Source organism: Ottowia sp. oral taxon 894, assembly GCF_001262075.1.
Classification (GTDB): domain Bacteria; phylum Pseudomonadota; class Gammaproteobacteria; order Burkholderiales; family Burkholderiaceae_C; genus Ottowia; species Ottowia massiliensis.
Map to the genome: position 1 here is coordinate 929,937 of NZ_CP012073.1, position 19,518 is coordinate 949,454.

Below are 19,518 nucleotides of genomic sequence, written 5' to 3' on the forward strand. Positions count from 1 at the left end.
CAGATGACAGGCAGGTTTTCAAAATGGCGGCCCCGCGTCTTCGCCAGCCTGGACGGCAGCGACGGCGGGCGTGGCGGCGGGCGCGGCGCTGCCGGGTTCGCCCATTTCGTTCATTTCGCCGCCCAGCGCCTCGATCAAATCGGGGATGAGGCGTGAGAGTTCGCCCGTGGCCAGGGCCGCGTCGGCGTCAAAGCGCTCGTCGCGGTTGTCGCTTGGGCCGTCTTTGTCAAACAGGCCGTCGGCGTAGCGCAGTTTTTTCAGTTGCAGCGCTTGCGTGAGCACAAAGCTCATGCGGCCGGCCCAGCCCAGCGCCAGGCGGGTGGGCAGCTTGCCTTCCTGAATGTGCTGGCGCACTTCGGGCGTTTCCAGCGGATGGCGGGCAAAGCGCACGACGGCCGGCTCTTCGCCGCTGCCTTTGAGTTCGCATTCGCGCTCGATGCTGAATTCGGGGTGCAGCGCAGCGCCATCTTCGCTGGCCAGCCACGCGGCCATGGCCGCCTGCGGGGCCGTGCGTGTTTGCAGCAGCGCCAGCGCCAGCGCGCCCGGGCCGCCGCCAGCTGTGCGCATGAGGCTGGTGGTGATTTCGTCGGCCCGGCCCTGGCTGCCTGCGTCAATGGCGAGCAGGCGCGCTTGCGGGTCGATCCACACCCAGCAGGCGGCGCGGCGGGCGAAGGCTTGCGGCAGCAGGGCCAGCAGGGCGTCGTCTTTCATGTCGCGCAGCTCTTTTTTGCCGGGTTTGCGGCCTTGCGCGGCTTCGATGCGGGCGGCTTCTTCTTCCACTTTGCGGCGGATGGCGTCCGAAGGCACGGATTTGGTTTCGATGGCAAAGCGCATGAGCCACTGGCCGTCCACGGTTTCCAGCAGCGCGCCGTGCGCGTGGCCGCGCGGGGGCAGCCAGCCGGCGGACTTTTGCTGGGTGGCGCTGCATTCGGCAAAAGGCTCGGCGGCCAGCGCCTGCTCCAGCCGGGCGGCATCGGGCTGCCAGCCGGGCTGGATGCGGTAGAGGATGAGGTTTTTGAACATGAAAAAGTCTGCGAAAGGCGGGGGAACGGGAAGAAAGGCGCGGCGGCTTCAGGGCGGCGCGCGGCGGGACGGGGCTGGAAATGGCGGGGTGCGGCGGCCTATTTGTCCAGCTCTTCCACGCGGCGCGGGGGCATGGTGTCCCATGCCTGGCAGCCGGGGCATTGCCAGAAGTGGGTTTTGGCGGTAAAGCCGCAGGCCGCGCAGCGGTAGCAGGCCAGCGGCCGGGCGGCGCGCTCCACGGCGCGCTGCACGGCGGCGTGCGTTTCGGGCGGGGCGATGGGCGCGCCCGCCAGCCAGCGGGCGGCGGCGTTGAGCGAGGGGGCTTGCTCCAGATGGCGCACGTAAATCTGGCGCGCCTGCTGCTGGCTGGCGTCGCCGGTATCGCTGGCGCCGCTGGCGCGGCAGGCTTGCGCCAGGGCTTCGGCCACATCCAGCGCGGGCGCTTGCGCGTAGCTTTGCTCCAGCAGGGCGCGGGTTTGCGGCAGCGCCTGGCACTGGGCGGCCAGCGCCACCATCTCGCAGGCCACCAGCGGCAGCGCTTGCGGGGCGTGCGCGGGCAGCTCGGCCAGCGCTTGCAGCGCGGCTTGCGGCTGGCCCTGGGCGGCCAGCAGGCGGGCGCGCTCCACGCGGGGGCGGGCGGCGTCGGGCGCGCGCGCTTGCGCCTGCTCCAGCAGGGCGAGTTTTTCGCCCGGCTCTTGCGCGGCGGCAGCTTGCTCGCACAGGTAATGGGCCAGGTTGTGGGCGAGGTTGCGCGCCAGATCGTGCGTCAGCGGCATCTGGCCCTGGCCTGCCAGCAGCTTTTGCGCCAGCGCGGCGGCGCGCGGCCAGTCATGCCAGCGCTCGCAAATGACCAGCTGGCCCAGCGCGGCCTCTTGCGCGTAAGCGGTGCGCTCCAGCTCGGCCCAGGCGGCTTCGGCGCGGTCATACAGGCCCGCTTTCATGAAGTCCAGCGCCAGCTCGTGGCGGGCGCGCTCGCGGTCGTCGCGAGGCAGGTCGGCGCGCGAGAGCAGGTGCTCGTGCACGCGAATGGCGCGGTCAAATTCGCCCCGGCGGCGAAAGAGGCTGCCCAGCGCAAAGTGCAGATCGCTGGTTTCGGGGTCTTTCTGCACGGCTTCGATGAAGGCGTCTATGGCCTGATCCTGCTGCTCGTTGAGCAGAAAGTTCAGGCCCTTGAAATAGGCCCGGGGCGCCTGGCTGTTTTCCAGCCGCCACTGCCGCCAGTCAATGCGCGAGGCCCACCAGCCCAGCGCAAACACGAAGGGAAAGCCCAGCAGAACCCAGCTCAGATCGAATTCCATGACGCCTCTCACTCCTGGCGCGCGTTGCCGCTGCCATTGCCGCCGCCTGCCGCCTGCCGCCTGCGCCAGGCGGGCAGCATGCCCGCCACGCCCGCCGCCAGCCCCGCTGCGAAGGCCAGCAGCACGATCAGCGCCATGGGAGCCTGCCAGTACAGCCCGAAGGCAAAACGCAAAACGGCCTCATGCTGGTTGTTGAGCGCAAAGGCGAACAAAAGCAGAAACAGCGCGGCTTTCAGCAGCCATTTGAGCGGCCTCAGAACTTGGGGCATGGGCTAAAGACGGGGCGGGCGGGGAAAAGAGGCGGGATTCTAAAAAGCTGTTCAAAACCTGACCGTGGGCGCAAAAAGCACGGGCGAAAAGCGCGGGCGCATGGCTGCTGGGCCATCTGCTGATGGCCTCCATCTGCCCGTTTTCATCAAGGGCTGGCGCGCTGTTTCTAATAAAAACAGGAGCAAATTTGAGGGGCTACATATGCCCTTCGGCGCAATATGCACTAAGACCTCATGCTATGGATAGAAGAGCGAAATAGCGCCGGGCTGCTGCCTGCGTCAGGCTCGTTTCGATCCGCCTTTTGGCGTTCGCTGGCGGGCCGTGGGCTGGCGCCGGAGCTTTGGGGCGCCGCCTCGCCTACCGGGGCATGAGCCGGCGGCCTGTGAGGCGCTCGTGCTCGCTGATGGCGAAGCGGTCGGTCATGCCGGCGATGAAATCGGCCACGGCGCGCTCGCGTTCCGCGCGGGCGGCGAAGCTGGCGGGCATCTGCGCGGGGTCGGCGCAGTAGGCGGCAAACAGCTCCCGCACGATCTGGCGGGCGGCCTGCATGGTTGCTTCCACTTGCGGGTGGCGGTAGAGGTTGGCGAAGAGAAAGCGTTTGAGCGCGGTGGATTGCGCGCGCATGTCGCTGCCAAAGCGCACCAGCGGCGCGGGGGCGGCGCGCGCGGCGTCGGCGCTGGCTGGGGCGGCTTCGGCCAGGGCGGCGCGGGTGTGGCGGATCACGTCGTATACCTGCTCGCTGAGCATGCGGCGAATGGTTTCGTAGAGCAGGCGGCGGCCTTGCAGTCTGGGGTGTTCGGCCAGCGCCTGGGCGTGAAAGCGGGCCGCCAGCGGCTCGGCGGCCACCTGTTCCAGCGTGAGCAGGCCGGAGCGCACGCCGTCGTCCAGGTCATGCGCGTTGTAGGCGATTTCGTCGGCCAGGTTGGTCAGCTGCGCTTCCAGAGAGGGCTGCGTGCCGTCCAGAAAGCGGCGGGCCACGCCGCCCGGCTCGGCCTGTTCGATGCGGCGGGCGTTGGATGGCGAGCAGTGCTTGAGGATGCCTTCGCGGGTTTCAAAGCAGAGGTTCAGGCCGTCGTAATCGGGATAGCGCTGCTCCAGCACATCGACCACGCGCAGGCTTTGCAGGTTGTGCTCAAAGCCGCCGTGCGCGGCCATGCAGGCGTTGAGCGCGTCTTGCCCGGCGTGGCCAAAAGGGGTGTGGCCCAGATCGTGCGCGAGGGCGATGGCTTCCGCCAGGTCTTCTTCCAGATTCAGCGCGCGGGCGATGGCGCGGGCCAGCTGCGCCACTTCCAGGCTGTGCGTGAGGCGCGTGCGGAACATGTCGCCTTCGTGGTTCACGAACACCTGCGTTTTGTAAACCAGCCGCCGGAAGGCCGAGGAGTGAACGATGCGGTCGCGGTCGCGCTGGAACTCGCTGCGCGTGGGCGCGGGCGGCTGCGGGTAGCGCCTGCCGCGCGAGAGGCCGGGGCGGCTGGCCCAGGGGGCGAGATATGAAGTCATGGCAAAGCGGAAAAAGGCCGGGGGCGGGAAGGCCGGCGGCGCGGGCATTGTGGCGCACGCCTTGGCGGACTTTGCCGCTTTTCAATCAGAAAAAGGAGCAGATATACAGGCGTAAAAATGGCTTCTACGCTGATTTCACTAGGACATCACGCTATTGATACAGGAGCGGATTTCAGGCTTTGCCGCCAGGTCTGTACCCGCCGGACGGCCTGAAAACACCTGAATACAAATACAGCCAAACCATTGATTCCTTTGAAAGAGTTTGTAGCTCCCATCGGCGGAAAAAGGCTTTCCTTGCTACATTCCCGGCCTTGCAAAAAAGTGGGTTGAAGGGGTCAAAAAGCAGTCAGCAAGTGGTGTTCTGACTGGATTTCGGGCCTTTTGAAAGGGTGCGCGTTGTTCCAGGGGCCGTCGTCCATCGTTCTTGATGCCAAAGGGAGGCTTTCCATGCCGACCCGGCATCGTGACGCCCTGCGCGAGTGCTGCGGCAGCCAGCTCACGCTCACGCGCCATCCGGAAGGCTGCCTGCTGCTGTTTCCCCGGCCCGAGTGGGAGAAGTTCCGCGAGCGCGTGGCGGCGCTGCCCATGTCGGCGCAGTGGTGGAAGCGCATTTATCTGGGCCATGCCGTGGATGTGGAGATGGACGGCGCGGGCCGCGTGCTGATTGCGCCGGAGCTGCGCGAGGCGGCGGGCATTTCGCGCGAGGCCATCTTGCTGGGCATGCTCAGCCATCTGGAGCTGTGGGACCGGGCCACTTACCGCGCCAAAGAGGCGCAGAGCATGCAGGCGCCCATGCCCGATGCGCTGGCGGACATCTGCTTGTGAGGGCGCTGGCGTGCAGGCTTGGACACACACCACGGTTTTGCTGGCGGAGGCGGTGGACGCGCTCGTCACCCGCCCCGCAGGCTGCTATGTGGACGCCACTTTTGGCCGGGGCGGGCACAGCCGCGCCATTCTGGAGCGCCTGGGGCCTGCCGGGCGGCTGATTGCTTTTGACAAGGATCCGGAGGCGATGGACGAGGCCGCGCGCATGGGCGACGCGCGCTTTGAATGCCGCCACGCGAGCTTTACGGCGCTGGGCGCGCTGGCGCCCGCCAGCGTGGACGGCGTGCTGATGGATTTGGGCGTGAGCTCCCCGCAGATTGACAACCCGGCGCGCGGCTTTTCCTTGCGCGCCGATGGCCCGCTGGACATGCGCATGGACCCCACGCGCGGGGCAAGCGCCGCCCAGTGGCTGGCCGAAGCGGCGGAAGAAGACATCGCCCGCGTGATCCGCGACTTTGGCGAGGAGCGCTTTGCCCGTGCCATTGCCCGCGCCATCGCCGCGCGCCGCCAGCAAAAGCCGCTGACGGGCACGGCAGAGCTGGCGCAGCTGGTGGCCGGCGCGGTGAAAACGCGCGAGCCGGGCCAGCACCCGGCCACGCGCACCTTTCAGGCGCTGCGCATCTTCATCAATGGCGAGCTGGACGATCTGGCCGCCGCCTTGCGGGCCAGCCTGGGCGTGCTGGCCGAAGGCGGGCGGCTGGCCGTCATCAGCTTTCACTCGCTGGAAGACCGCATCGTCAAGCAGTTCATGGCCCGCCACTCGCGTGAAGTGGTGGACCGCCGCGCGCCGTTTGCCGCGCCGCAGGCGCTGCCCTTGCGCCTGCTGGGCCGCACGCGCCCCGGCGAGCGCGAGGTGGCGGCCAATCCGCGCGCGCGCAGCGCCATCTTGCGCGTGGCCGAGCGCACGGCCGCGCCCTGGAGCGGGGAGGCGGCATGAACAAACTGGCTTTTTGCCTGCTGGTGGCCGTGGTGATGAGCGCGCTGCACATGGTGCGCGTGCAGCACGAGGCGCGCCGCCTGTTTGCCGAGCTGGATGTGGCCATGGCCGAAGAGCGCCGCCTGGATTCGGAGCGGGCGCGGCTGGAAGTGCAAAAGCGCGCGCTGGCCACTTCCCTGCGCGTGGAGGAGGTGGCCATGCAGAGGCTGGGCATGCGTCTGGCCACGCCATCCATCACGGAGCGCGTGAAGCTCAAGGCTGCGCCCGCAGCGGCGCAAAGCGGGGAGGCGCCGTGAACGACATCCGCTACGCCCAAAGCCCGCTGCTGGACATGAAAACGCCCGTGTGGCGCAGCCGCTTCATCATGGCCGGCCTGGCCCTGGTCTTTCTGGGGCTGGTCGGGCGCGCCATTCATGTGCAGGTGCTGAGCAAGGAATTTCTCCAGCAAAAAGGCGAGGTGCACTTGGTCACCACGATGAGCCTGCCTGCCACGCGCGGGCGCATTCTGGACCGCAATGGGCAAATCCTGGCCTCTTCCATCGTGACCGTGAGCGTGGCGGCGCGCCCGCGCCAGGTGCGCGAGGAAGACGGCATCAAGCGCGCGCAGCTGGCAAAAATTCTGGACGTGCCGCAGGCCGAGCTGGACCGCAAGCTCGACGACGTGAGCAAGAACTTCGTCTGGCTGAAGCGCTATCTGGACGCCTCGGTGGCCGCCGAAGTGGCCGCGCTCAAGATGAAGGGGCTGGAAGTGCAGCGCGACTTCTTCCGCAAATACCCCGAAGGCGCTGCCGCCGCCCACGTGGTGGGGTTTGCGGGAGACAGCAATGTGGGGCTGGAAGGCGCCGAGCGCCTGTATGAAAAGGAGCTGGCGGGCCGTCCCGGCTCGCGCCGCGTCATCCGTGACCAGCTGGGCCACGTGATCGAGGTGGTGGGCGAAGAAGAGCCGCCGGTGGACGGGCAGGATGTGTATCTGTCCATTGACGCGCGCATCCAGGCCTACGCCTACCGCAAGCTGCGCGATGCCGTCATGCAGCACAAGGCGCGCGCCGGCAGCGTGGTGGCGCTGGATGCGCTGACGGGCGAAATCATCGCCATGGTCAATTACCCCAGCTACGAGCCGGAAGAGTGGCCGAACCGCGAGAAGTGGAAAAAGGCCGGGCAGGAGCGCTTTCGCAACATGGCGCTGGCCGAAGCGTTCGAGCCTGGCTCCAGCATGAAGCCCGTGACGGTGGCCATGGCGCTGGACGCCGGGCAAGTGACGCCGCAGACGCTCATCAACACCGCGCCCGGCTACTACCAGCTGGACCGCTTCACCATCCGCGACGTGCATAACTACGGCACGCTCACGGTGGAAGGCGTGATCAAGAAGTCCAGCAACGTCGGCTCGCTCAAGATTTCGCAAAAGCTCCAGCCCCAGCAAATGTGGGACAGCTACACCGCGCTGGGCTTCGGCCAGCGGCCCGAAATCGGCCTCAAGGGCGCGGCGCTGGGCCGCTTGCGCCCCTGGAAGCAGTGGCGGCCCACGGAAAAGGCCACCATGTCGTACGGCTACGGCCTCTCGGCCTCCCTGGTGCAGCTGGCGCGCGCCTATTCGGCCTTTGCCGGAGACGGGCATGTCACGCGCCTGCGCCTGAACCGCGTGGACGAAAACCACCCGCTGGAGCAGGGCGCGCGGGTGTTCACCGCCAAGACGGCCGGCGCCATCCGCAAGATGCTGCAAATGGCCACCGGCCCAGGCGGCACGGGGCAGCAGGCGCAGACTGACAGCTACTCCGTGGGCGGCAAATCCGGCACGGCCCGCAAGCTGGTGGGCCGCTCTTATGGCGATGGCAAATACCGCTCGTGGTTCGTGGGCATGGCGCCCGTCAGCGACCCGAAGCTGGTCATCGTCGTGATGATTGACGAGCCAAGCAGCGGCGGCTACTACGGCGGCCTGGTGGCCGCGCCCCTGTTCAGCCTGGTCACCGAGCAGGCGCTGCGCACGCTGGGCGTGCAGCCCGACCTGAAAGTCAAGCCGCAAATCGTGAGCGACGCGGCAGAGGAGTCCATGTGATGCCCCTGACTGACGCCCCCATCGCGCACTTGCGCACGCCCGAAGAAGCCGCCCAGTGGCTGCGCCAGCGCGTGCGCGGCCAGCTGCGCACCGACAGCCGCCAGGTGCAGGCGGGAGACGGCTTCATCGCCTGGCCCGGCGCGGCGGCCGACGGGCGGCGCTTCATGGCCGCCGCGCTGGCGCAAGGCGCTGCGGCCTGCCTGATGGAGCCGCCCGCCTCGCCCGAAGAAGCGCAGGCTGCGCTGGCCGGCCTGCCCGCTGGCGCGCCCGTGGCCTGCCTGCCCGGCCTGAAAGCGCAGGCCGGCCGGGTGGCCGCCGCGTTCTACGGCCACCCTTCGCAGCGCATGCCCGTCATCGCCATCACGGGCACCAATGGCAAAACCTCCAGCGCCTGGTGGCTGGCGGCGGCGCTCTCGCATCCCGGTTTGCTATCAGATCAGGAGCTGCCTGCGCTGAATCCATGCGGCTTTGCGGGCACTTTGGGCATGGGCCTGCCGGGCCGCTTGCAGGCCACGGGCCTGACCACGCCCGACCCCGTGCAGCTGCAAGCCGGGCTGCGCCGCATGCTGGACGAAGGCGCGCGCTCGTGCGCGATGGAGGCCTCTTCCATCGGCCTGGCCGAGCGCCGCATGGCCGGGCTGGCTGTGCGCGTGGCCGTGTTCACCAATTTCACGCAAGACCATCTGGACTGGCACGGCAGCATGCAGGCTTACTGGCAGGCCAAGGCCGCGCTGTTTGCCTGGCCCGGCCTGCAAGCGGCCGTCATCAACCTGGACGACCCGCAAGGCCCCGCGCTGGCCGAAGCCACCGGCCAGCGCGGCGTGGACGTGTGGGGCTACGCGCTGTGCCAGGGCGGCGCAGCGCCTGCCGCTGGCGCGCGCCTGTGGGCCAGCGGGCTGGAGCAGCGCCCGCAAGGGCTGGCCTTCACCGTGCATGAAGCAGGCGGCGCGGCCCACGCGCTGCAAACAGAGCTGGTGGGCGTCTACAACGTCAGCAATGTGCTGGGCGTGATGGCCGCCATGCGCGCGCTGGGCGTGCCGCTGGCCGCCGCCGCCGCGCGTGCGTGCAGCCGCCTGCCCGCCGTGCCGGGCCGCATGGAGCAGATTGCCGCTGCCGGCCAGCCGCTGGCCGTGGTGGACTACGCCCACACGCCCGACGCGCTGGAAAAAGCCCTGCAAGCCTTGCGCCCGCTGGCGGCGGCGCGCGGCGGGCGGCTCTGGGCCGTGTTCGGCTGCGGCGGCAACCGCGACAAAAGCAAGCGCCCGCTGATGGGCGCGGCCGCCGCGCGGCTGGCCGATGAAGTGCTCGTCACCAGCGACAACCCGCGCGGCGAAGACCCGCAAACCATCATGGCCGACGTGCTGCGCGGCCTGCCGCCCGGCAGCCAGCCGCGCGCCGAGCCTGACCGCGCCCGCGCCATCGCCCTGGCCTTGCAGGCGGCCCAGCCGGCGGACGTGGTGCTAATCGCTGGCAAGGGCCATGAGGACTATCAGGAAATCAAGGGCGAGCGCCGCCCCTTCTCGGATCAGGCCGAAGCCCGCCGCGCCTTGGCCCAAAACAGAGCCAAAACCGGCGCAGGTCCTTCAAATACGCGCGCTTCCAGCTATCAAAGCAATAGCAAACCAGCCTCTGGAAACGACCCGGCGGCGCAAGGCATGGGCCTGACGCTGGGCGAAGTGGCGCAATGGGTGGAAGGCGCGCAGCTGGCAGGCGATGCAGCCACGCCCGTGGCCCGCGTGCACACCGACACGCGCACGCTCGCGCCGGGCGACTTGTTCGTGGCGCTGCGCGGCGAGCGCTTCAACGCCGCCGCCTTTCTGCCCGAAGCCGCGCGCAAAGGCGCGGCCTGCGCGCTGGTGGATGCCGCCAGCTGGCCACAGCTGCAAGCCAGCGGCCTGCCCGGCCTGGCCGCGCCCGATGCCCGCCGCGCGCTGGGGCAAATGGCCGCTGGCTGGCGCCGCCGCTGCTTTGCCGGGCCGCTGGTGGCCGTGACGGGCAGCAACGGCAAAACCACTGTCACGCAAATGCTGGCCGCCATCTTCCGCGCCTGGCACGGCAGCGCCGCGCTGGCCACGCAAGGCAACCTGAACAACGACGTGGGCGTGCCGCTGACCCTGCTGCGCCTGCGCCCCGCACACCGCGTGGCCGTGGTGGAGCTGGGCATGAACCACCCCGGCGAAATCGCCGTGCTGGCCCGCATGGCCGCGCCTGCCGTGGCGCTGGTGAACAACGCGCAGCGCGAGCACCAGGAATTCATGCCGGGCGTGGAGGCCGTGGCGCGGGAAAACGGCAGTGTCTTTGCCTGCCTGCAAGCAGGCGGCACGGCCATTTTTCCGGCGGGCGATGCCCATGAAAAGCTGTGGGCCTCGCTTGCGGGGCCGCACCGCCTGCTCACATTTGGAGAGCAGGCCGCAGGCGCAGGCGTGTTCGCGCGCGAGGCGCTCTGGCAAGGCGAAAGCTGGCGCGCCAGCGCCGTCACGCCCGTGGGCGAAGTGGCTTTCAGCCTGCACGCCGCAGGCCGCCACAACCTGCTCAACGCGCTGGCCGCGCTGGCCTGTGCCGTGGCGGCGGGCACGCCGGTTGAGGCAATGGCGGCAGGGCTGACAGCCTTTCGCCCCGTGGCGGGCCGCTCGCGCGCGGCGCTGCTGCACGTGGCGGGCCGCGCCGTCACGCTGATTGACGACACCTACAACGCCAACCCCGACTCTGTGCTGGCGCTCATTGACGTGCTGGCGGGCATGCCCGCCCCGCGCGTGCTGGCGCTGGGCGACATGGGCGAAGTGGGCCGCCAGGGCGCGGCTTTTCATGCCGAAGCGGGCGCGTATGCCCGCAGCCGGGGCGTCACGCATTTGCTGGCGCTGGGCGGGCTGACGCCGCACGCCGTGCGGGCCTTTGGCGCGGGCGGCCGTCATTTTGAAAACATGGAGGCCCTGCAAGCGGCGGCGCTGGCGCTGCTGCCGCAAGCGGGCTGCATCGCCGTCAAGGGCTCGCGCTTCATGCAGATGGAGCGGCTCGTGCGGACACTGGAACAACAGGGAGCAAGCGGTGCTGCTTAATCTGGCCGCGTGGCTGCAAGGCGTGATGCCCGAGTGGGGTTTCCTGCGCATCTTTCAGTACATCACCTTCCGCGCCGTCATGGCCGCCATGACGGCGCTGCTGATCGGCATTGCCTTTGGCCCCTGGGTCATCCGCCGCCTGACGGAGCTGAAGATCGGCCAGCCCGTGCGCACTTACGCCATGCAGACGCACCTGGCCAAAAACGGCACGCCCACGATGGGCGGCGTGCTGGTGCTGCTGGCCATTGCGGTGGCCACGCTGCTGTGGTTTGACCTCTCCAACCGCTTCGTGTGGATCGTGCTGCTGGTGACTTTTGGCTTTGGCGCCATCGGCTGGGTGGACGACTGGCGCAAGGTGGTGCGCAAAGACCCGGAGGGCATGCGCTCGCGCGAGAAATTCATGTGGCAGACGCTGGTGGGCCTGCTGGCCGTGCTGCTGCTGGCCTTCAGCCTGCTGGGCAATTCCACGCAGGAAGCCTGGGCGCTGTTCACGCAATGGGTGGCGGCGGGCCTGCCGCTGGATTTCGCGCCCGAAAACGCCGCGCGGCTGACGCTGCTGGTGCCGTTTTTCAAGGAAATCGGCTACCCGGCGGGCGTGCTGGGTTTTGTGGCGCTGAGCTTTTGCGTCATCGTCGGCTCCAGCAACGCCGTGAACTTCACCGACGGGCTGGACGGGCTGGCCATCATGCCGGTCATCATGGTCGGCTCCTCGCTGGGCATCTTCGCCTACGTGAGCGGCAGCGCGGTGTTCTCGAAATACCTGCTGTTTCCCTTCATTCCCGGCGCGGGAGAAGTGCTGGTGTTTTGCGCCGCCATGATGGGCGCGGGCCTGGCCTTTTTGTGGTTCAACGCGCCGCCGGCGCGCGTGTTCATGGGCGATGTGGGCGCGCTGGCGCTGGGCGGCGCGCTGGGCGCGGTGGCCGTGGTGGTGCGCCAGGAAATCGTGCTGGCCATCATGGGCGGCGTGTTCGTGGCCGAGGTGCTGTCGGTCGTCGCGCAAGTGGCCTATTTCAAATACACCAGACGCCGCTACGGCGAAGGCCGGCGGCTGCTGAAGATGGCGCCGCTGCACCATCACTTTGAAAAACAGGGCTGGGCCGAAACGCAAGTGGTCATCCGCTTCTGGATCATCACCATGCTGCTGTGCATGGCCGGGCTGGCAACGCTGAAGCTGAGGTAAGGCGATGGGCGCACACGTGCTGATTCTGGGTCTGGGCCTTTCGGGGCTGGCGATGGCGCGCTGGCGCTTGCGCCAGGGCGACCAGGTGACGGTGGCCGACACGCGCGAGGCTCCGCCGCAGCGCGCCAGCCTGCCTGAAGGCGTGCGCTTTGCGGGCGGCGCACTGACCGCCAGCCTGGTGGATGAAACCGTGACCTGCGTGCTGCGCAGCCCCGGCCTGGCCCCGGCCCAGTTGCAGCCCGTGCTGGACGAAGCAGCGCGGCGCGGCGTGACCGTGGCGGGCGAGCTGGACTTGTTCAGCCAGGCGCTGGCCGATCTGAAGGCGCAGCGCGGCTACGCGCCCGCCGTCATCGCCATCACGGGCACCAATGGCAAGACCACCGTGACGGCGCTCACGGGCCAGCTCGCAGAGCGCGCGGGCAAAACAGTGGCCGTGGCCGGCAACATCGGCCCCACGCTGCTGGACACGCTCACCGAAAGGCTGCAGGCCGATGCCCTGCCCGATGTCTGGGTGCTGGAGCTGTCCAGCTTTCAGCTGGACGCCGCGCATGCCTTCGAGCCGGCGGCGGCCACCGTGCTCAACGTCACGCAAGACCATCTGGACTGGCACGGCAGCATGCAGGCTTACGCGGCGGCCAAGGCGCGCGTGTTTGGCGCAGCTGGCGCGATGGTGCTCAACCGCGATGACGAATGGGTGGCCGCCATGCGCCCCGCGCCCGTGGCGGCGAAAACAGCCAAAGGATCGACCAAAGGAGCGCCCCGGCCCGCGCCGCGCACGGTCATCACTTTTGGCAGCGGCCTGCCCGCGCAGCCAGGCGATTACGGGCTGGAAACGGTTCATGGCATGACCTGGCTGGTGCGCGCGCACGAGGCCGAAGGCCCAAGGGGCGCGGACGATGCGCTGCACTTGCAGCGCCTCATGCCCGCAGACGCTCTGCGCATTCATGGCCGCCACAACGCGCTCAACGCGCTGGCGGCGCTGGCGCTGGCGCACGCGGCAGGCTGCCCGCTGGCGCCCATGCTCTACGGCCTGCGTGAATACCGGGGCGAGCCGCACCGCGTGCAATCCATAGGCTGCTTTGACGGGGTTGAATACTTTGACGACAGCAAGGGCACGAACGTGGGCGCCACCGTGGCGGCCCTGCAAGGGCTGGGGGCCGGCCGCAAGCTGGTTGTCATTCTGGGCGGGCTGGGCAAGGGGCAGGATTTTTCGCCGCTGGCCGCGCCCGTGGCGCGCTGCGTCCGCGCGGTGGTGCTGATCGGGCGCGATGCGCCGCAAATCCGCCAGGCGCTGGCTGGCACTGGCGTCAGCCTGCACGAGGCCGCCAGCATGGACGAGGCCGTGGCCCTGTGCCGCCGCGCCGCGCAGCCGGGCGACGCCGTGCTGCTCTCGCCCGCCTGCGCCAGCATGGACATGTTCCGCGACTACGCGCACCGCGCCGAAGCCTTCGCGCAAGCTGTGCAGGCGCAGGCCGCCGAAGCGGGCGCGCTGCTGGAGGCCGCGCCGTGAGGCAGTTGTTTGCATCCCTGTTTGGCGCGGGCTGGGCCGCGCGCCCGGCCCGTGCGGCGGTGGACGATTTGCCCGTGCGCATTGGCGGCGCGCAATACGTGCGTGTGGCCAGCACGCCCACGCGCGTGCCGGAGATGGATCAGGCGCTGATCTGGGTGGCCGCGTGCCTGCTCGCGCTGGGGCTGGTCATGGTGTTTTCGGCCACCATCGCGCTGCCCGACAGCCCGCGCTTTGCGCACCTGTCGCCCTACAACTTTCTGCTGGGGCAGCTCAAGTGGATGGTCATCGGCCTGATTGCCGCCGCGCTGGCCTTTCAGGTGCCCATGCTGTGGTGGGAGCGGTATTCATCCTGGATTTTCGTGGTCATGCTGACGCTGCTGATCGCCGTGCTGCTGCCGGGCGTGGGCGTGGTCTACAACAACGCACGGCGCTGGATCAACTTTGGCGTGTTCACTTTTCAGCCAGCGGAGCTGCTGAAAGTCGTCACGCCGCTTTACGTGGCGGGCTACATGGTGCGGCGCATTGAGAGCGGCGACGGCTTCGTGCGCACGGTGTTTCCGCTGGTGGGCATTGTGGGCCTGCTGGGCATCTTGCTGATGAAGCAGCCCGACATGGGCACTTTCATCGTGATCGCCATCATCGCGCTGGGCATTTTGTGGCTGGGCGGGGTGAACTGGCGCATCTTCCTGATCGTGCTGGCGCTCACGGCGGCGGTGATGGCGCTCATCCTGTACTTCTCGGACATGCGGCGCGCCCGCATGCTGGCCTTCATGAACCCCTGGGATCCGGAAATCGCCCGCAACAAGGGCTACCAGCTCACGCAAGCGCTCATCGCGCTGGGGCGCGGCGAGCTGTGGGGCGTGGGGCTGGGCGCGAGCGTGGAAAAGCTGCACTGGCTGCCCGAGCCGTACACCGACTTTCTGCTGGCCGTCATCGGCGAAGAGCTGGGCCTGGCGGGCGTGGTGTGCGTGACGTTGGCCTTCATGTGGCTGACGCGCCGCATCCTGCTCATCGGGCGGCAGGCCATTGCCATTGACCGCGTGTATTCGGGGCTGGTGGCGCAGGGCATCGGCCTGTGGCTGGGCTTTCAGGCGTTCATTCACATCGGCGTGAATCTGGGCGCGCTGCCCACCAAGGGGCTGACGCTGCCGCTCATGAGCTACGGCGGCTCGGCGCTGGTGGTCAATCTGGTGGCGCTGGCCATCGTGCTGCGCGTGGACGCGGAAAACCGCCAGCTGATGTACGGCTATGGAGCGCGCGCATGAGCCAGGCAAACCAGACAAGCCAGAACCCGCCGCCTTGCGCCCTGATGATGGCCGGCGGCACCGGCGGCCACATCTTCCCCGGCCTGGCCGTGGCCGAAGAGCTGCGCGCGCGCGGCTGGCGCGTACACTGGCTGGGCACGCCCGGCAGCATGGAAGAGCAGCTGGCGCCGCCGCACAGCTTTGCCTTTGAGGCCATTGAATTTGGCGGCGTGCGCGGCAAGGGCTGGCGCGCGCTGCTGGCGCTGCCCTGGCGGCTGTGGCGCGCTTTGCGCCAGGCGCGCGCCGTGGTGCGCCGCGTGCGGCCCGACGTGCTGATTGGCATGGGCGGCTACGTGACCGTGCCGGGCGCGCTGGCAGGCGTCTTGTGCGGCAAGCCGCTGGTGCTGCACGAGCAGAACTCGGTGGCGGGCCTGTCCAACCGGCTGCTGGCGCGGCTGGCGCGGCGCGTGTTCACCGCCTTTCCGGGCGCGCTGCCGCGCGGCGAATGGGTGGGCAACCCGCTGCGCCCCGCCTTTTTGCAGGTGCCGCCGCCTGCCGAACGCTTTGCGGGCCGCAGCGGCCCGCTGCGCCTGCTGGTGGTGGGCGGCAGCCTGGGCGCGAAGGCGCTCAATGACATCGTGCCGCAGGCGCTGGCCCTGCTGCCTGAAGGCGAGCGCCCGCAGGTGCTGCACCAAAGCGGCGCCAAGCAGATTGATGCGCTCAAGGCCGCCTACGCCGCCGCTGGCGTGCAGGCCGAAGCCGTGCCCTTCATTGACGACATGGCGCAGGCGTTTGCCGATGCCGACTGGGTGATTTGCCGCGCGGGCGCGGCCACGGTGACGGAGCTGGCCGCCGTGGGCGCGGCCGCGCTGTTCGTGCCTTTTCCCTACGCCGTGGACGACCACCAGAGCGCCAACGCGCGCTTTCTGACCGATGCCGGCGCGGGCCAGCTGATTCAGCAGGCCGATCTCACGCCGCAAAAGCTCGCGCGCCTGCTGGGCAGCGCCAGCCGCAGTGCGCTGCTCAAGCAGGCGCAGGCGGCCCGGGAGAAACAGAAAACCGGCGCGGCGCAGGCCGTGGCCGACGCCTGCCAGGAGCTGTGCCAGCCATGAACGCCCCAGTCTCGCCCCTTGCTGCCGGGATGAGAGCGCAAGGCCCTCGTTCCATCAGGCCGGACGGCCCGGAGCAGGCTGGAAGGCACGCCTGCGCCATTCCACCAAGTTACTCCGAAATCAGGAGCGAATCAAAGGCATCGAAAACGCCTGCTGCGCACGTTTCACTAGGACATCATGCTATGGAAAAAGAAGCAAATCATCCGGTTGTGCAGACGCGCAGACAGAGGCCCTGGACATCTTGAAAGACCTGACACCATGAAACAAGCCATACGCCGCATTCACTTCGTCGGCATGGGCGGCGCCGGCATGAGCGGCATCGCCGAAGTGCTGCACAACCTGGGCTACGTCATCAGCGGCTCGGACCTGGCCGACAGCGCCACGCTGCGGCGCTTGCAGCAGCTGGGCATACGCGCCTTCGTGGGGCACGAGGCCGCGCACATCGAGGGCGCTGACGCCGTGGTGACTTCCACCGCCGTCAAGCCCGACAACCCGGAGGTGCTGGCCGCGCGCGAAAAGCGCATTCCCGTGGTGCCGCGCGCCGTGATGCTGGCCGAGCTGATGCGCCTGCGCAAGGGCATCGCCATTGCGGGCACGCACGGCAAAACCACCACCACCAGTCTGGTGGCCAGCGTGCTGGCCGAGGCGGGGCTGGACCCTACGTTCGTGATTGGCGGGCGGCTCAACAGCGCCGGCGTCAATGCGCGGCTGGGCGCGGGCGAATACATCGTGGCCGAGGCGGATGAATCGGACGCGTCGTTTCTCAACCTCATGCCCGTGATGGCGGCCGTCACCAACATCGACGCCGACCACATGGAAACCTACGGCCACGACTTCGCGCGGCTGAAAAAAGCCTTTGTCGATTTCCTGCACCGCATGCCCTTTTACGGCGTGGCCGTGCTGTGCGTGGAAAGCCCGGCGGTGCGCGAAATCCTGCAAGAGGTGAACTGCCCCGTGACGACCTACGGCTTTGGCCAGGACGCGCAAGTGCGCGCCGTGGACGTGCGCGCTGCTGGCGGCCAGATGCAGTTCACGGTGCAGCGCGCCAATGGCATACGCCTGCCGGACATGCCCGTCACGCTCAATCTGGCGGGCGAGCACAACGTGCTCAACGCGCTGGCCGCCATTGCCATTGCCACCGAGCTGAACCTGCCTGACGCGGCCGTGCAAAAAGCCCTGGCCGAATTCAACGGCGTGGGCCGGCGCTTCCAGCGCTACGGCGAAGTGCAGGCCGCCGGAGGCGGGCGCTTCACGCTGATAGACGACTACGGCCACCACCCCGTGGAAATGGCGGCCACGCTGGCGGCGGCGCGCGGCGCGTTTCCGGGGCGGCGGCTGGTGCTGGCCTTCCAGCCGCACCGCTACAGCCGCACGCGCGACTGCTTCGAGGATTTCGTGAAAGTCATCGGCAGCGCCGACGCTGTGCTGCTGGCCGAGGTGTATGCCGCCGGCGAAGAGCCTGTGGCCCACGCCGATGGCCGCACGCTGGCGCGCGCGCTGCGCGTGGCAGGCCAGGTGGAGCCGGTGTTCGTGGATGACATTGCCGACATGCCGCAAGCCATCCTGACCCACGCGCGCGCGGGCGACGTGGTGATGTGCATGGGCGCGGGCTCCATTGGCGGCGTGCCCGCCAAAGTGCTGGAGCAGGCCCGGCCTGCTATCAAAATTGCAGCCTGATGATTCATTGGAAGAAAACAGCATGACCGTGCAAGACAAGCCGTTTGGCAAAGTGGCCGTTCTCATGGGCGGGCGCTCGTCGGAGCGCGAAATCTCGTTGCAATCGGGACAGGGCGTTTTGCAGGCGCTGCGCGCGCGCGGCGTGGACGCCCACCCTTTCGACCCCGCAGAGCGCGACATGGGCGAGCTGCGGCGCGAAGGCTTTGCCCGCTGCTTCATCGCCCTGCATGGCCGCTACGGCGAAGACGGCACCGTGCAGGGCGCGCTGGAGCTGCTGGGCCTGCCCTACACCGGCGCGGGCGTGCAGGCTTGCAGCATTGCCATCGACAAAATCATGACCAAGCGCGTGTGGCTGGCCGAAGGGCTGCCCACGCCGCGCCACGTCTTTTTGCGCCAGGGCGGCCATGACCCGCAGAAGTTGCAAGAAGTGACGCAGGCGCTGGGGCTGCCGCTCATCGTCAAGCCCGCGCGCGAAGGCTCCTCGCTGGGGCTGACCAAAGTCATGCAGGCCGGCGAGCTGGCCGCCGCCGTTGAAGCCGCTGCCCGCCTGGACGCCGACGTGCTGTGCGAGCAGTTCATAGACGGCGAGGAAGTAACCTGCCTGGTGCTGGGCGCGGGCGAGACGGCGCAAGCGCAGGCCACCGTGCGCATTGAAGCGCCAGGCGGCAACTACGACTACGAGCACAAATACCTCAGCAACGACACGCGCTACCACGTGCCCAGCGGCCTGCCGCCGCAGGAAGAAGCCCGGCTGCATGCCCTGGCCGAGCGCGCCTATCGCGTGATCGGCTGCCGTGGCTGGGGGCGGCTGGACGTGATGATTGACCGCGCCACGCGCCAGCCCTGGCTGCTGGAGATCAACACCTCGCCCGGCATGACCAGCCACTCCCTCGCGCCCATGGCCGCCCGCGCCACGGGCCTGGACTACGAGGACTTGTGTCTGCGCCTGCTGGCCGAGGCCACGCTGGACTACGCGGAGGGCCGCGCATGAGCGGCGCGCCCGCCATGGCGTCGTGGGACGTGCGCCTGATGGACTTCGCCGCCAGATTGCTGCTGGCCGGCGTGGCGCTGGCGTGCGTGGCCGCTGCCGCATGGTGGGCGCTGCGCCAGCCCGTGTTCGCCATAGGGCGCATCACCGTGGATGGCGATGTGGAGCACAACAGCGCAAGCAGCCTGCAAGCCAACATCGTGCCGCTGCTGCAGGGCAACTTCATCACCCTGCAAATGGCGCAGGCGCAAGCGGCTTTTGAATCCGCCCCCTGGGTGCGGCGGGCCGTGGTGCGGCGGGAGTTCCCGAATCTGCTGCATGTGACCTTGCAGGAGCACGTGCCCGTGGCCTACTGGGGAGAAGAGGGCAAGCAGCTGCTCAATGCCCAAGGCGAAATCTTTGACGGGCAGGATGGAGACGACGACGGCAGCGCCGATCCTGACGGTCTGGCGCCGGAAAGCGAAACGGCTGCATCCGGATCCATGTCTTCCATGCCCCGGCTGGATGGGCCGCCGGATCAGGCGGCCGAAGTGCTGGCCATGTATCAGCGGCTGGCGCCCCTGCTCGCGCCTCTTGGCCTGCGCATGCAGGAGCTGACCTTGCTTGAGCGCGGCAACTGGCGCGCCCGCCTGAACCAGAACGCCACGCTGGAGCTGGGCGGCGGCACGGCGGACGAGCTGACCACGCGCCTGGCGCAGTTCGCGGCCACGGCGGGCGAAGTGGCGGCGCGCCACCAGCGCCAGCCGCAAGCCATTGCCTCGGCGGACTTGCGCCACTCCGGCGGCTACGCCTTGCGGCTGCACGGCATCAGCACCACTCACGCACAGCCCTGACTTCAGGAGAAA

The 19,518-nt window shown here is 68.7% G+C and carries 16 protein-coding genes; 12 read left to right on the top strand and 4 right to left on the bottom strand.

Annotated elements, in window-relative coordinates; all coding sequences use genetic code 11:
* Positions 1-18: 18 nt before the first annotated feature.
* The 4 genes from ADJ79_RS03935 to ADJ79_RS03950 all read right to left on the bottom strand — a co-directional run bounded on the left by ADJ79_RS03935 (position 19) and on the right by ADJ79_RS03950 (position 4,139).
* A complete protein-coding gene (locus ADJ79_RS03935) occupies positions 19-1,023 on the bottom strand; it encodes a recombination-associated protein RdgC (RefSeq protein ID WP_050714884.1) in 1,005 nt (334 codons plus the stop codon).
* A 98-nt stretch (positions 1,024-1,121) separates the two neighbouring features.
* Positions 1,122-2,321, bottom strand: a complete 1,200-nt coding sequence (locus ADJ79_RS03940; protein WP_050714885.1) for a lipopolysaccharide assembly protein LapB — start codon at positions 2,319-2,321, stop codon at positions 1,122-1,124.
* Positions 2,322-2,329: 8 nt separating this feature from the next.
* Entirely contained in the window at positions 2,330-2,590 is a 261-nt protein-coding gene (locus ADJ79_RS03945; protein WP_050714886.1) for a lipopolysaccharide assembly protein LapA domain-containing protein, read from the bottom strand.
* 358 nt (positions 2,591-2,948) lie between these two features.
* Positions 2,949-4,139: a deoxyguanosinetriphosphate triphosphohydrolase gene (locus ADJ79_RS03950; protein WP_172674020.1), complete on the bottom strand. Its 1,191-nt coding sequence runs from the start codon at positions 4,137-4,139 to the stop codon at positions 2,949-2,951.
* A 348-nt stretch (positions 4,140-4,487) separates the two neighbouring features.
* On the opposite strand from ADJ79_RS03950, the gene mraZ reads away from it, so the two are divergent.
* The 12 genes from mraZ to ADJ79_RS04010 all read left to right on the top strand — a co-directional run bounded on the left by mraZ (position 4,488) and on the right by ADJ79_RS04010 (position 19,506).
* On the top strand, positions 4,488-4,916 hold the full coding sequence (mraZ, locus tag ADJ79_RS03955) for a division/cell wall cluster transcriptional repressor MraZ (protein WP_050714887.1): 429 nt from the start codon (positions 4,488-4,490) through the stop codon (positions 4,914-4,916).
* On the top strand, positions 4,891-5,853 hold the full coding sequence (gene rsmH / locus ADJ79_RS03960) for a 16S rRNA (cytosine(1402)-N(4))-methyltransferase RsmH (protein WP_050714888.1): 963 nt from the start codon (positions 4,891-4,893) through the stop codon (positions 5,851-5,853). The genes mraZ and rsmH overlap by 26 nt, the downstream gene beginning before the upstream one ends.
* Positions 5,850-6,149: a cell division protein FtsL gene (gene ftsL / locus ADJ79_RS03965; RefSeq protein ID WP_050714889.1), complete on the top strand. Its 300-nt coding sequence runs from the start codon at positions 5,850-5,852 to the stop codon at positions 6,147-6,149. The genes rsmH and ftsL overlap by 4 nt, the downstream gene beginning before the upstream one ends.
* A gap of 35 nt (positions 6,150-6,184) precedes the next feature.
* Complete coding sequence (locus ADJ79_RS03970; protein ID WP_050716387.1) at positions 6,185-7,906, top strand: penicillin-binding protein 2; 1,722 nt, start codon at positions 6,185-6,187, stop codon at positions 7,904-7,906.
* Positions 7,906-10,962 carry a bifunctional UDP-N-acetylmuramoyl-L-alanyl-D-glutamate--2,6-diaminopimelate ligase MurE/UDP-N-acetylmuramoyl-tripeptide--D-alanyl-D-alanine ligase MurF gene (gene murF, locus ADJ79_RS13035; protein WP_082202890.1) on the top strand — a complete coding sequence of 1,019 codons (3,057 nt, stop codon included), beginning with the start codon at positions 7,906-7,908 and terminating at the stop codon, positions 10,960-10,962. Before ADJ79_RS03970 ends, murF begins: the two co-directional genes overlap by 1 nt.
* The gene (mraY, locus tag ADJ79_RS03980) at positions 10,952-12,142 is read left to right on the top strand and encodes a phospho-N-acetylmuramoyl-pentapeptide-transferase (RefSeq protein ID WP_050714890.1); all 1,191 of its coding nucleotides are present in this window, start codon (positions 10,952-10,954) and stop codon (positions 12,140-12,142) included. Before murF ends, mraY begins: the two co-directional genes overlap by 11 nt.
* 4 nt (positions 12,143-12,146) lie before the next feature.
* On the top strand, positions 12,147-13,652 hold the full coding sequence (gene murD, locus ADJ79_RS03985) for a UDP-N-acetylmuramoyl-L-alanine--D-glutamate ligase (protein WP_050714891.1): 1,506 nt from the start codon (positions 12,147-12,149) through the stop codon (positions 13,650-13,652).
* Positions 13,649-14,917 carry a putative lipid II flippase FtsW gene (gene ftsW / locus ADJ79_RS03990; protein WP_050714892.1) on the top strand — a complete coding sequence of 423 codons (1,269 nt, stop codon included), beginning with the start codon at positions 13,649-13,651 and terminating at the stop codon, positions 14,915-14,917. The genes murD and ftsW overlap by 4 nt, the downstream gene beginning before the upstream one ends.
* Positions 14,914-16,008, top strand: coding sequence for an undecaprenyldiphospho-muramoylpentapeptide beta-N-acetylglucosaminyltransferase (gene murG / locus ADJ79_RS03995; RefSeq protein WP_050714893.1), 1,095 nt, complete (start codon positions 14,914-14,916; stop codon positions 16,006-16,008). Before ftsW ends, murG begins: the two co-directional genes overlap by 4 nt.
* Before the next feature lie 258 nt (positions 16,009-16,266).
* The gene (murC, locus tag ADJ79_RS04000; protein WP_050714894.1) at positions 16,267-17,685 is read left to right on the top strand and encodes a UDP-N-acetylmuramate--L-alanine ligase; all 1,419 of its coding nucleotides are present in this window, start codon (positions 16,267-16,269) and stop codon (positions 17,683-17,685) included.
* 22 nt (positions 17,686-17,707) lie between these two features.
* Positions 17,708-18,676: a D-alanine--D-alanine ligase gene (locus ADJ79_RS04005; RefSeq protein ID WP_050716388.1), complete on the top strand. Its 969-nt coding sequence runs from the start codon at positions 17,708-17,710 to the stop codon at positions 18,674-18,676.
* Positions 18,673-19,506 (top strand): cell division protein FtsQ/DivIB, encoded by an 834-nt coding sequence (locus tag ADJ79_RS04010; RefSeq protein ID WP_156304013.1) that lies wholly within the window; start codon positions 18,673-18,675, stop codon positions 19,504-19,506. Before ADJ79_RS04005 ends, ADJ79_RS04010 begins: the two co-directional genes overlap by 4 nt.
* Positions 19,507-19,518: the final 12 nt, after the last annotated feature.